The organism is Streptomyces sp. NPDC026522, assembly GCF_055567555.1.
In genome coordinates this window covers 217,235-229,684 of sequence record NZ_JBVHQF010000012.1, presented here as the reverse complement: position 1 = coordinate 229,684, position 12,450 = coordinate 217,235, and the positions used below count along the sequence as shown (strand labels likewise).

Below are 12,450 nucleotides of genomic sequence, written 5' to 3'. Positions count from 1 at the left end.
CTCCCGGACGGCCGGGACGCCCCTGACGCGAACGGAGTCCAGCCATGACCGCCGCCCCCACCCCCGCGGACGAGGTACTGCACCGCGTCGACAACGGCGTCTCGTGGATCACGCTCAACCGGCCCGCGGCCATGAACGCCGTCACCTGGGAGCAGCGGGAGCGGGTCATCGCGCTGCTCGCGGAGGCGTCCGCCGATCCCGCGGTGCGGGCCGTCGTCCTCACCGCCACCGGGAAGGGGTTCTGCGCGGGCGCCGACCTGCGCGGCGGCCCGGCCGCCGGTGACCGGGTCGCGGGCGACGTGGCCCGGATGATCAGGCTCGGCGCCCAGCGGCTGATCACCGCCGTCCTCGACTGCGAGAAGCCGGTCATCGCCGCCGTCAACGGCACCGCGGCCGGGATCGGCGCTCATCTCGCCCTCGCCTGCGACCTGGTCATCGCGGCCGAACCGGCCCGTTTCATCGAGGTGTTCGTCCGCCGGGGCCTGGTCCCGGACGGCGGCGGCGCGTACCTGCTGCCGCGGCTGCTCGGGCCGCAGAAGGCCAAGGAGCTGATGTTCTTCGGTGACGCCGTCCCCGCCGCGGAGGCCGAACGCCTCGGGCTGGTCAACACGGTGGTCCCGGCCGAGGCCCTGGAGGCGACCGCCCGCGCCTGGGCGGAGCGCCTGGCCCAGGGCCCGACCCGGGCCCTGGCCCTGACGAAGCAGCTGGTCAACGCCTCCCTGGACGGGGACCGGGCGGCCGCCCTGGCGGCCGAGGCCGCCGCCCAGGAGATCAACATGACCACCGCCGACGCCAACGAGGGCGTGGCGAGCTTCGTGGAGCGCCGCACCCCCAAGTACCTCGGCCGCTGAGGCCGCGGGGGGAGGGCTGGGCCCCGGCCTACATCTGGGGGCTGGGCTTGAGCAGCGCGAAGGTGGCCCCGAACGGGTCCGCCACCCAGCCGATCCGGCCGACGTCCGGCACGTCCGCCGCCGGCATGAGCACCGAGCCGCCGTTGCCCTGTGCGGCGCCCACGGTGGCGTCCACGTCCGCGACGTGGAAGTAGGGCACCCAGCTCGGTCCGAGGCCGCCGCCGCCCGCGCCGTCACCCAGCGGCGCGACCCCGCCGAAGGACGCCTCGCGCTGGTCGCCGTCCTTGGTGCTCAGCACCCGGTACGTCATCCCGGGCGTCTGCATCTCCTCGCTGCGCCAGCCGAACACCCCCTGGTAGAAGGAGATGGCCGCGACCGGGTCCGGCGCGTGCAGCTCCACCCAGACCAGCGACTTCTCGGCGGACGCCACCTCCAGTCCGGCGGTCTTGCCGGGCTGCCAGGAGGCGAACTGGGCGCCCTGCGGGTCGGTGAACTGGGCGAGCCACCCCTCCCCCATGACGTCCATCGGCTCCATCCGGACGGTGCCGCCGCCGTCCCTGACGGCCCGGACGGTGGCCTGTAGGTCCGGGCTCATGAAGTGCACCATCCAGGCGGAGTTCGCGCCCTCCTCGGTGAGCGGTCCGATCCCGGCGACGGTCTTGCCGTCCTGCTGGAAGAAGCCGTACCCGCCGGCCTCGGGTCCGGCGGAGGCGAAGTCCCAGCCGAACACGCCCCGGTAGAAGGCGACGGCAGCGTCGATGTCGGGGCTGCCGAGGTCGAGCCAGTTGGGTGAGCCGGTACGGAAATCGGTGCCGAGCATGGGGTCTCCCGGGTGTCTCGATGCTACGGCGTACGGCGGCACGCCGGTCCCCGCCACCATGCCGAGCCCGCGCGCGGCTGTCCGGCCTACGGGTCCCCGGCGGGCCGGGGTTCACCCGACCGGGGTAGAGCGGGACGGCCGTGCCTCATGGCCGCGCTGCCCCACCCCTTCCCGCCCCCGTCCCGGCCCTTCCCGCCCCTTCCTATCTGACGAGCCGTCAGCTTCAATCGAAGTGTGATGGGACATGCAGGGATGGCGGCCACCGTCGTCCGATACCTCAGGTCGGCCGGCTCCCCCACCTCCGCCGCGGCGGAGCCGGATCCCCTGCCGCGCCCCGACCTGCGGGCCGTCCGGGAGGACGAGCGGGCGCCGGTCGGCGCCGCCGAGTTCCGGGCCGTCCTCGGCAACTTCGCCAGCGGGGTCACCGTCATCACCGCGCCGGCCACCGACGGCTCGGCCGGACCGGCCGGACCGGCCGGCTTCGCCTGCCAGTCCTTCGCCTCGCTGTCCCTGGAGCCGCCCCTGGTCACCTTCATGGTGGCCCGTACGTCGACCACCTGGCCCCGGATCGCCCGGGCCGGGGTGTTCTGCGTCAACATCCTGGGCGCCGAACAGGGTTCACTGTGCCGCTCGTTCGCGGTCAGCGGCGCCGACAAGTTCGCCGGCGTCAGCCACCGCCCGTCCCCGGTGACCGGCTCACCGCAGCTGGACGCCGTGCCCGCCTGGATCGACTGCCGGATCCACGCCGTCCACACGGGCGGCGACCACCTCATCGTCGTGGGCCGCGTCGAGGCCCTCGGCGCATCCGGCGAGGGCGACCCGCTCCTCTTCCACCAGGGCAGGTTCGGCCGCTTCACCCCCTGATCCGGCGCTCTCGCGCCCCGGGGGCGTCGCGGCCCGCCGGGTCCCGGCCGGTCAGCCGGACGCGGCGGCGGACAGGATCACGTCCACCAGCCTGTGCGCCGCGTCCGGCCGTCCGTGGGCCCGGGCCCGCTCCGCCATCGCCGCCCGCTGCGCGGGGTCGGTGAGGAGCGGGCCGACCGCGTCCTTCAGCCGGTCGGGGGTGACGTCACCGAGCAGGGCGACGGCGGCGCCGGCCTCCTCCAGGTGGCGGGCGTTGTGCGCCTGCTCGTTCCCGGCCGAGGAAGCGAGCGGGACGAACACCGCGGGCTTGCCCAGCGCCGTCAGCTCGGCGAGCGTCCCGGCGCCGCTGCGGGAGACCACGACGTCGGCCAGCGCCAGCACGTCGGGGAGCTCCGGGCCGACGAACCCGGCGAGGTGGTACCGGCCGGCCAGCTGCGGCGCCAGGGCCGCCGCGCGCTGCCGCAGGCCGTCGACGTTGGCCGGCCCGCACTGGTGGATCACGTTCGCCCGCTCCAGCAGCCACGGCAGTGCGTCCCGTACGACGTCGTTGATCTGCTGGGCGCCCTGCGCGCCGCCGGTGACATACACGGTCGGCAGCCGCCGGTCGAAGCCGTACAGGGCCAGCGCCTCCACCGCCTCGTCCGGGTGCCCGGTCAGCACCTCGGGGCGGATCGGGTTGCCGGTGACGACGGCGATCCCGCGCACCGACTCCGGCAGCAGCGGCAGCGACGACTCCGACGACACGGCGATCCGCGTCGCCGAACCCGCGAGCTTCCGGTTGGCCAGGCCCAGCCGCACGGTCTGCTCGTGCAGGACCAGCGGGCGGCGGCACATCCGGGCGGCCAGGCCGGCCGGGACGGCGACGTAGCCGCCCGTGGCGAGCACCACGTCGGGCCGGAAGTCCGCGATGATCTTCCGGGCCTGGGCCACGCCGAGCGGCACGCGCGCCATGTCCTTCACGTTCGCCGGGCTCACCATCTTGAGCGGATTGCTGGAACGGCGGATCTTGCCCGTGGCCACGGTCTTGAAGGCGATGCCCTCGGCCGGTGCCACCCGGGCCTCCAGGCCCTCCGCCGTGCCGATCCACAGCACCTCGACCGCCCTGCCGTCCGCCGCCAGCCGGTGCTGGAGCGCGCGGATCGCGGTCAGCGCGGGATAGGTGTGCCCCCCGGTTCCTCCCCCCGTGACGATCAGACGGAAGGCGGCCGGGACATGCGAAGCACTGTTCATCCGGCGCACCCTACCGGCCCGGCCCCCGTGGCGTGCGGTTCGGTCGGTGACGGGCCCCCGGGCCAGGGGCCCGCACGGTGTCAGAAGGTGAGCACCCCGCGCGCGACGCGCCCGTGGCGGGCGTCGTCCGCCGCCTTCGCGAAGTCCTCCACCGGGTAGACCTCCGTCACCAGCTCGTCCAGCAGCAGCTTCCCCCGCCGGTACAGCTCGGCGTACAGCGCGATGTCGCGCTGCGGCCGCGAGGAGCCGTACCGGCAGCCCATGATCGTCTTGTCCAGGTACAGGGACGACACCTGGAAGGAGGCCTCCTCCTTGAAGCCGGGCACGCCCAGCAGGACCGCCTGTCCGTGCCGGTCGAGGAGGTCGACGGCCTGCCGGATGAGCCGTACGTGGCCCACGCACTCGAAGGCGTGGTCCGCGCCGGTCGGCAGGATCTCGCGGACCGCCGCCGAGGAGTCCCCGGCGGCCGACGCGTCGATGAAGTGGGTGGCCCCGAACTGCCGGGCCACCGCCTCCTTCGCCGGGTTGGCGTCCACCGCGACGATGGTCCCGGCCCCGGCGATCCGGGCGCCCTGGAGCACGTTCAGCCCGATGCCGCCCGCGCCGATGACGACCACCGACTCGCCGTGGCCCACCCGAGCCCGGTTCAGTACCGCCCCCACCCCGGTCAGGACCCCGCAGCCGATCAGCGCGGCCGAGGTCGCCGGGACGTCCTTCGGGATCTTCACGGCCTGCACGGCCTTGACGATCGTGCGCTCCGCGAAAGCCGAGTTGGCGGCGAACTGGAACAACGGCTTCCCGCCGCGCGAGAAGGGCTGTCCCGGCATTCCGATCGCCTTGCGGCACATGGTGGGCCGGCCCCGGTCGCAGTCCGCGCAGGCCCCGCAGTTGGCCAGGGTGGACAGCGAGACGTGGTCGCCGGCCTCCACGTGCGTGACGCCGGGCCCGACGGCCTCGACCACCCCCGCCCCTTCGTGCCCCAGCACCACCGGCGGCGGGAAGGGGATGGTCCCGTCGATCACCGACAGGTCGCTGTGGCACAGTCCGGCCGCCGATATCGCGACCAGCACCTCCCCCGGGCCCGGATCGCGGAGTTCCAGATCGTCGACCACCTGGGCCTGCTTGCCGTCGAACACGACGCCTCGCATGTCGTCACCGCGTCTCTCTGGGCAGGCCGAGCACGCGCTCGGCGATGATGTTCCGCTGGATCTCGTCCGAGCCGCCGTAGATGGTGTCGGCCCGGCTGAACAGGAAGAGCCGCTGTTCCTCGTCGAGCCCGTGCTCGTACGGGTCCTGCCGGCCCCAGTCCGCCGGTCCGGCGGTGGCCGCCGCGCCCCGTACCGCCACCGCCAGCTCGCCGAGCCGCCGGTGCCAGCCGCCCCACAGCAGCTTCGCCACGCTCGGCGCGCCCGGGTCGCCGCAGCCGCCCAGGGTGCGCAGGGCGTTCCAGCGCATGGTGCGCAGCTCGGCCCACTGGCGCACCAGCCGCTCCCGCAGGACGGGGTCGGCCGCCCCCGAGGCGGCGTGGGCGGCCAGCACCCGCTCCAGTTCGGCCGCGAAGCCGATCTGCTGCACGAGGGTGGAGACGCCCCGCTCCAGGGCGAGCAGGCCCATGGCCACGCTCCAGCCGTCGCCTTCGCCGCCGACCGGCTCGGCGGCCACCGCCCCGTCGAAGAACACCTCGTTGAACTCGCTGGTCCCGGTCAGTTGGCGGATGGGCCGGACCTCGATGCGGCCCGGCTGGTCCATCGGCACCAGCAGGAAGGTCAGGCCCCGGTGGCGGCGGGAGCCCGGTTCGGTGCGGGCCAGGACGAAGCACCAGTCGGCTTCCCGGGCGAGGGAGGTCCAGATCTTCTGCCCGGTGATCCGGTAGCGCCCGTCGGCCGGGTCCCGGACGGCCGCCGTACGGACTCCGGCGAGGTCGGAGCCGGCGCCCGGCTCGCTGTACCCCTGGCACCACAGCTCCTCGCCGCGGGCGATCCCGGGCAGGTAGCGGTCCCGCTGCTGCGGGGTGCCGTGGGCGACGAGGGTGGGCGCGAGGAGGTTCTCCCCGATGTGGCCGACCCGCCCGGGGGCGCGCAGCGCCGCGTACTCCTCCGCCCACACCACCTGTCCGGTCAGCGAGAGCCGGCGCTGCCCGTAGGCCCCGTCGGGCACCTCCCAGCCCTGGCCGATCCAGCCGCCGCGGCCCAGCTCACGCTCCCAGCCGCGGCGCGCCTCGCCCCCCTCGTGCTCGCTGCCGGGGCCGCCGAGTCCGCGGGCGTGCGCGTACGGGCCCACGAGGTGCTCCCGCAGCCACGACCGGGCGCGGCCGCGCAGTTCCTCGTCCTCGGGGCCGAAGCCGAAGTCCATGGGTTCCCCTCACGCGTTGGGGCGGTCCTTGGCGGCCGCCGCCTTGGACATGGCCTCCAGCTGCGCGAGCATCGGCATCGGGTCGGTGCCCACCGTCCCGGGCAGGAAGTCGGCGATCTTCTCGGGGGTCCAGGAGCCTTCCGCGTACCCGGCGCGCAGCTCGCGCGGCTGCGCCCACACGGCGATCTTCGGGCCGGCGACCGTGTACACCTGGCCGGTGATCCCCTCCGCCTTCGCCCGGTCGCTGAGCAGGTACGTCACGAGCGCCGCGACGTCCTCGGGTTCGCCGATCTCCTTGAGCTCCATGGGTACGTTGGCGGACATCCGGGTCCGGGCGACGGGTGCGACGGCGTTGGCGGTGACCCCGTACTTGGCCAGGCCCAGGGCGGCCGAGCGGACCAGGGAGATGATCCCGCCCTTGGCGGCGCTGTAGTTGGCCTGGGCGACCGAGCCCTGGTGGTTGCCGCTGGTGAAGCCGATGAGCGTGCCGGAGCCCTGCCGGCGCATGACGGCGGAGGCGGCGCGGAAGACGGTGAAGGTGCCCTTGAGGTGGGTGGCGACCACGGGGTCCCACTCCTCCTCCGACATGTTGAACAGCATCCGCTCGCGCAGGATGCCGGCGACGCAGACGACCCCGTCGATGCGCCCGTACCGGGCGAGGGCGGTGTCGACGATGCGCTGGCCGCCCGCCATGGTGGAGACGTCGTCGGCGACGGCGACGGCCTCGCCGCCCGAGGTCTCGATCTCCTCGGCCACGGACGCGGCGACTTCGCTGGTGGGCTCGCCGCCCTCGATGCCCACGCCGTAGTCGTTGACGACGACCTTGGCCCCCTCGGCGGCCGCGGCGAGTGCCACGGCCCGTCCGATGCCCCGGCCCGCCCCGGTGACGGCGACGACCTTGCCTGCCAGGAAGTTCCCCACGCCCGACCCCTTTCCGCAGTTTCTGACGGACCGTTAGATTCTACGGGCCATCCGATGCCGCAGCACAAGCCCTGGGAGTTGATGAGGCCATGACCTTGCCGGCCGAGTTCCACGACATCGCCGAGCGCGTCAACAACTGGGGCCGGTGGGGCGCCGCGGACGAGCGGGGCACCTTGAACCTGGTCACCGACGCGGTGGTGCGCGCCGCGGCCGCCGAGGTCCGCACGGGCCTACGGGTCCCGCTGGCGCTCCCGCTCAAGGAGGACGGGGTACAGGCCGGCCTGATCCCCGGCCGGGTCAACCCGCTGCACACGATGGTGCAGATCAACCAGGAGCTGTTCGGTCCGGGCACGGTGGCGTGCAGCGACGACGCCGTGACGATGGGGCTCCAGGCCGGGACGCACTGGGACGCCCTCACGCACGTCTCGCACTCGGGCCGGATCTACAACGGCCGCCCGGCCGCCACGATCACGGCGCACGGCCGCGCCGAGTTCAGCGGCATCGACAAGGCCGGCCCCGTCGTCTCGCGCGGCGTCCTGCTGGACGTGGCCCGGGCCAAGGGCCTGGACCGGCTGCCGGGCGACCACGCGGTGACCCCCGAGGACCTGGCGGAGGCGGAGGAGTTCGGCCGGGTCACGGTCCGGGCCGGTGACGTCGTCCTGGTCCGCACGGGCCAGATCCAGGTGTACCTGGCGGGCGACAAGCACGGCTACGGCTTCCCCTCGCCGGGCCTGTCGGTCCGCACCCCGGAGTGGTTCCACGCGCGGGACGTGGCGGCCGTCGCCAACGACACGCTGACCTTCGAGATCTTCCCGCCGGAGATCGAGGACCTGTGGCTGCCGGTGCACGCGCTCGACCTGGTCGAGATGGGCATGCTCCAGGGCCAGAACTGGAACCTCGAAACGTTGTCCACAGCCTGTGCGGAAGCGGGCCGCCACGCGTTCTTCCTGTCCGCGATGCCGGAGCCCTTCGCCGGCGGCACCGGCACCCCGGTGGCCCCGGTCGCCGTCCTGTGACCCCTGCGCCGCCGCCCTCCGGCGCGGCGGCCATGGACGGCTCCCGGAGCAAGACCTACTGGGTGGCGGCGTACGCGCGTGCACGCCCCGAGCGCGGCACGGCAGCCGCCACCCCACGACCCGCACTCGTCAAGGCAGGACCCTTGGCGTCCCCTCGCGACGAATCGCTCCCCACCAGAGTGATCAACACGTGACGAACCGTCAACACCTCGTTAGAGGTACACGCGGGGTTCCCGGATCGGGGCAAAGAATTCGGCAGACCTTTCCGGGGCGTCCTCGGCGCGGTCGGCGCCCGCCTTCTTCGCCCGGTCGATCTCGCACCAGATCCGTTTCCCCGCGCCCTCGCGCTGCCAGCCCCAGCGGTCCGCGAGCCCGTCGACCAGCTCCAGGCCGCGCCCGCCGGTGTCGTCCCCGGCGGCCTGCCGCCGGGCGGGCTCCCGGTCGCTGGCGTCCGCGACCTCGACCCGCACCCCGGGCCCCCCGAACAGCATCCGCAGCACGGCGGGGCAGCCGGTGTGCACCACCGCGTTGGTGACCAGCTCCGAGATCAGCAGGATCAGCGTCTCGGCGAGCGGCTCGTCGTCCCCTATCCCGGAACCCGCCAGCCGGGAGCGCGCCCACCGGCGCGCCCGGCCGACCTCGGCGGGGTCCGCTCCTACCTCAAGCTGAACCTGAAGCACCTGCACCGCTCACACCATCCGAACCGGCGGACACTTCGCCTCACGACGGAACGGGGTCACGGCCAGTGACCCCCTTGCGTAGCAGCATGGTTGACGTACAGTCACCACAACAAGCGCTTCGGGCATATTCCAGCGCGAAGGAGTAGGCGTGGTGCATACTGTGCGACGCTCATGCCGCTCAACCGCTCGCATTCGTCGGAGCGTACCGGAGCGCGCCCCCGACTCCGGTCCGTAAGGAGGCGACCGAAGGACACAAACCGATATCAACTCTCTGTAATCGGACATGAGTCCCGCCTCGTTCGCCCCGTGCCTCCCGGGCCGGGCCCCCACGGGCACGACCGCCTCACGGGCACGGCCCTCACGAGCCCGACCCCAGCAGGTCCGCCGCCAGCAGCTCCTCCGCCCGCGCCGCCGTCCGCCACTGCTCCGCGCGCACCCACGCCCGTTTGAGGTGCAGGTGTACGTCCGCCTCCCAGGTGAAGCCCATCCCGCCGTACACCTGGAGGCAGTCCCGGGCCCCCCGTACGGCCGCCGCGTCGGCCAGCAGCTTCGCCGCCGCGATCTCGGCCCCGTCGCCCGTCACCGCCGCCGCGTACACCGCCGTACGGGCCACCTCCGCCCGCACCAGCATGTCCGCGCACAGGTGCTTCACCGCCTGGAACGCCCCGATCGGCTGCCCGAACTGCTCCCGCCCGCGCGCGTGCGCCACGGCCAGCTCCACCGTGCGCAGGGCACTGCCGACCTGGAGCGCGGCCGTCAGCAGCGCACCCTCGTCCCGGTGGGCGTCGGCCTGCCCCGCCCGGGCCACCCGGTGCAGCGGCGTCAGCGGGTCCACCGAGCGCACCGGCTCCCCCTCGGGCAGCTCCGGCGCCCCGAGCACCGCGTCGGCCTCCGCCAGGTGGGCCACCAGGGGCCCGTCCAGGTCGAACGCCGTCACCACCGTGGCCCCGGCCGCGGCGCCCGGGACCACCCCGGCCGCCAGGTGCGTGGCCACCAGCGGCCCCGGCAGCAGCGCCCGCCCGGCCTCCTCGAAGACCAGGACCGCCTCCGGCAGCCCGAGCCCCACCCCGCCGTCGGCCTCCGGCAGCCGCAGCGAGAAGAACCCGGCGTCGCCCAGCTCCCGCCACAGCCGCCGGTCCACCGCGGCGCCCGTCTCCACCGATGCCCGCAGCGCCTCGCGCCCGTACCGCCCGGCGAGCAGGTCCCGTACGCCCGCCCGCAGGTCGCGCTGCTCCCGGCTCGGCTGGAAGTCCACGCCGCTCACCGCCCCTTCGGCAGGCCGAGGACGCGCTCGGCGACGATGTTCCGCTGGATCTGGGAGGTACCCGCGGCGATGGTGTACGACAGGGACGAGAGCCGGTCCAGCACCCACTCCTCGTCCAGCACGAGCGAGCCCGCGCCGAGCACCTGCGCCGCGGCGTCGTACAGCTCCTGCCGCGCGTGGGAGTACGCCAGCTTGAAGACGCTGCCACCCGTGCCGGGGACGCCGCCCGAGCGCTCGGACTCGCTGACGTTCCACTGCGTCAGCCTCCAGAGGGCGCCGAACTCCCCGTGGAGGCGTCCGAGCGTGCGACGTAGGACGGGGTCGTCCCAGCGCCCGTTCTCCTTCGCGGTCCGGGCCAGCAGGGCGAGCGTGCGGCGGCAGGCCACCACCTCGCCGACGAAGGCGGTGCCCCGCTCGAAGGACAGGGTCACCATCGTGACCCGCCACCCGTCGTTCTCCGCCCCCACCCGGTTCGCCGCCGGAACCCGCACCTCGTCCAGGAACACCTCCGCGAACTCGGCCGATCCCGCGAGGGTGCGCAGCGGCCGTACGGTGATCCCGGGCGCGTCCATCGGCATGGCCAGCCAGCTGATGCCCTTGTGCTTGGGGGCCCCGGGGTCGGTGCGGACCAGCAGCTCGCACCAGTCGGCGACCTCCGCGTGCGAGGTCCAGATCTTCGAGCCGCTCACCACGTAGTCGTCGCCGTCGCGGACCGCGCGGGTGCGCAGCGACGCCAGGTCGGAGCCGGCGTCCGGCTCGCTGAACCCCTGGCACCACATCTCGTCGCCGCGCAGCACCGGCGGCAGCCAGCGCGCCCGCTGCGCGGCGGTGCCCTCGGCGGCGATGGTGGGCCCCGCGTGCAGCAGCCCGACGAAGTTTGCGCCGACGTACGGGGCGCCGGCCCGTTCCGTCTCCTCCAGGAAGATCAGGTGCTGGGTCGGGGTCGCGCCGCGCCCGCCCGCGTCCAGGGGCCAGTGCAGGCCCGCGTAGCCGGCGTCGTACAGCCGGCGCTGCCAGCCCGCGTCGTAGGCGCGGCGGGCCGGCCAGTCGTCGGGGGACGGCCCGGGGGGCAGGGCGGGCAGCTCCTTGGCGAGCCACTCGCGCAGCCGGGCCCGGAACTCCCGCTCCTCCTCGGTGTAGGTCAGGTCCACTGGCGGTTCCCGCGGTCACGGTCGAGGTCCAGGCCCAGCATGCGGATGGCGTTGCCGCGCATCAGCTTGTAGACGGTCTCGTCGTCGAGGCCCTTCACGTGGTCGAGGGCGACGTCCTTGGTGTGCGGGAAGGTCGAGTCGACGTGCGGGTAGTCGGTCTCGAAGGTCGCGTTGTCGCGTCCGACGACGTCGAGCGAGGCGATGCCGTGCTTGTCGCGGAAGAAGCAGCAGAACATCTGCCGGTAGTAGTACGTGGACGGCGGCTCCGGGATCAGGTCGCGGACCCCGCCCCAGGCGCGGTGCTCGCGCCACACGTCGTCGGCGCGTTCCAGGGCGTACGGGATCCAGCCCATCTGGCCCTCGCTGTAGGCGAGCTTGAGCGTCGGGAACTTCACCAGCACCCCGCTGAACAGGAAGTCCATCATCGAGGCCATCGCGTTGTTGAAGCTGAGCGAGGCCTGGACGGCGGGCGGCGCGTCGGGGGACGCGGCGGGCATCTGGGAGGAGGAGCCGATGTGCATGTTGACGACGGTGCCGGTCTCCTGGCAGACGGCGAAGAAGGGGTCCCAGTAACCGGAGTGGATCGACGGCAGGCCGAGGTAGGTCGGGATCTCGGAGAAGGTCACGGCGCGCACGCCCCGCGCGGCGTTGCGCCGGACCTCCGCCACGGCGAGGTCGATGTCCCAGAGCGGGATGATGCAGAGCGGGATCAGCCGTCCGCCGCTGTCCCCGCACCACTCCTCCACCATCCAGTCGTTGTACGCGCGCACGCAGGCGAGGGCCACTTCCTTGTCGTGCGCTTCGGCGAAGGTCTGGCCGCAGAAGCGGGGGAAGGTCGGGAAGCACAGGGAGGCCTCGACGTGGTTGAGGTCCATGTCGGCGAGGCGCGCGGCCGGGTCCCAGCAGCCGCGGCGCATCTCCTCGCGGGTGATGCCCTCCAGGGTCATGTCGTCGCGGTCGAAGCCGACGGCGGCGATGTTGCGCTTGTACGGGAACTTGAGGTCCTCGTAGATCCACCAGTCGGTCGGCGGCCCGTCGGGGTCCATGGAGATCACGTACTTGCCGCCGGTGTAGACGAGCTCGCCGATGCCCGCGGTCAGCGCCTTGGGTCCGCGGTCGCGGTATGCGGCCGGCAGCCACACGTCGAAGAGGTGGGCGGGTTCGATCACGTGGTCGTCGACGCTGATGATCCGCGGCAGTTCCGTGTCCGTGTCCATGGTGTCCGGTGTTCCCCTCGCCGTATCTGATGGACCGTCAGAAACAAGCTAGCCCCGCCACCTCTGGACCGGCAAGCGCCGGAG

General features: G+C 73.7%; 12 protein-coding genes. 3 read left to right on the top strand and 9 right to left on the bottom strand.

The window, feature by feature from the left end; translation table 11 throughout:
- Window positions 1-44: 44 nt before the first annotated feature.
- Window positions 45-851, top strand: a complete 807-nt coding sequence (locus ACZ4M3_RS28715) for an enoyl-CoA hydratase/isomerase family protein (RefSeq protein WP_467737431.1) — start codon at window positions 45-47, stop codon at window positions 849-851.
- Between the two features lie 28 nt (window positions 852-879).
- Here ACZ4M3_RS28715 and ACZ4M3_RS28710 read toward each other — a convergent pair whose 3' ends face one another.
- Window positions 880-1,671, bottom strand: a complete 792-nt coding sequence (locus ACZ4M3_RS28710; RefSeq protein ID WP_467737429.1) for a VOC family protein — start codon at window positions 1,669-1,671, stop codon at window positions 880-882.
- A gap of 252 nt (window positions 1,672-1,923) precedes the next feature.
- Here ACZ4M3_RS28710 and ACZ4M3_RS28705 point away from each other — a divergent pair, with 252 nt between their 5' ends.
- Window positions 1,924-2,535, top strand: a complete 612-nt coding sequence (locus ACZ4M3_RS28705) for a flavin reductase family protein (protein WP_467737570.1) — start codon at window positions 1,924-1,926, stop codon at window positions 2,533-2,535.
- Window positions 2,536-2,586: 51 nt separating this feature from the next.
- Here the strand turns inward: ACZ4M3_RS28705 and ACZ4M3_RS28700 are convergent, their stop codons facing one another.
- From ACZ4M3_RS28700 to ACZ4M3_RS28685, 4 genes are all read right to left on the bottom strand, one after another.
- The gene (locus ACZ4M3_RS28700) at window positions 2,587-3,765 is read right to left on the bottom strand and encodes a UDP-N-acetylglucosamine--N-acetylmuramyl-(pentapeptide) pyrophosphoryl-undecaprenol N-acetylglucosamine transferase (protein WP_467737427.1); all 1,179 of its coding nucleotides are present in this window, start codon (window positions 3,763-3,765) and stop codon (window positions 2,587-2,589) included.
- A gap of 80 nt (window positions 3,766-3,845) precedes the next feature.
- Window positions 3,846-4,913 carry a Zn-dependent alcohol dehydrogenase gene (locus ACZ4M3_RS28695; protein ID WP_467737425.1) on the bottom strand — a complete coding sequence of 356 codons (1,068 nt, stop codon included), beginning with the start codon at window positions 4,911-4,913 and terminating at the stop codon, window positions 3,846-3,848.
- A 4-nt stretch (window positions 4,914-4,917) separates the two neighbouring features.
- A complete protein-coding gene (locus ACZ4M3_RS28690) occupies window positions 4,918-6,117 on the bottom strand; it encodes an acyl-CoA dehydrogenase family protein (protein ID WP_467737423.1) in 1,200 nt (399 codons plus the stop codon).
- Window positions 6,118-6,126: 9 nt separating this feature from the next.
- Window positions 6,127-7,038 (bottom strand): SDR family oxidoreductase, encoded by a 912-nt coding sequence (locus ACZ4M3_RS28685; RefSeq protein ID WP_467737421.1) that lies wholly within the window; start codon window positions 7,036-7,038, stop codon window positions 6,127-6,129.
- A gap of 89 nt (window positions 7,039-7,127) precedes the next feature.
- Between ACZ4M3_RS28685 and ACZ4M3_RS28680 the strand changes: the two genes are divergently transcribed.
- Window positions 7,128-8,054, top strand: coding sequence for a cyclase family protein (locus ACZ4M3_RS28680; protein WP_467737419.1), 927 nt, complete (start codon window positions 7,128-7,130; stop codon window positions 8,052-8,054).
- Between the two features lie 212 nt (window positions 8,055-8,266).
- Here ACZ4M3_RS28680 and ACZ4M3_RS28675 read toward each other — a convergent pair whose 3' ends face one another.
- The 4 genes from ACZ4M3_RS28675 to ACZ4M3_RS28660 all read right to left on the bottom strand — a co-directional run bounded on the left by ACZ4M3_RS28675 (window position 8,267) and on the right by ACZ4M3_RS28660 (window position 12,366).
- Window positions 8,267-8,740: an ATP-binding protein gene (locus ACZ4M3_RS28675; protein WP_467737417.1), complete on the bottom strand. Its 474-nt coding sequence runs from the start codon at window positions 8,738-8,740 to the stop codon at window positions 8,267-8,269.
- 352 nt (window positions 8,741-9,092) lie between these two features.
- Complete coding sequence (locus ACZ4M3_RS28670) at window positions 9,093-9,989, bottom strand: acyl-CoA dehydrogenase family protein (protein WP_467737568.1); 897 nt, start codon at window positions 9,987-9,989, stop codon at window positions 9,093-9,095.
- A gap of 5 nt (window positions 9,990-9,994) precedes the next feature.
- Window positions 9,995-11,149: an acyl-CoA dehydrogenase gene (locus ACZ4M3_RS28665; protein ID WP_467737415.1), complete on the bottom strand. Its 1,155-nt coding sequence runs from the start codon at window positions 11,147-11,149 to the stop codon at window positions 9,995-9,997.
- Entirely contained in the window at window positions 11,140-12,366 is a 1,227-nt protein-coding gene (locus ACZ4M3_RS28660) for an amidohydrolase family protein (protein WP_467737413.1), read from the bottom strand. Before ACZ4M3_RS28660 ends, ACZ4M3_RS28665 begins: the two co-directional genes overlap by 10 nt.
- Between the last annotated feature and the right edge of the window lie 84 nt (window positions 12,367-12,450).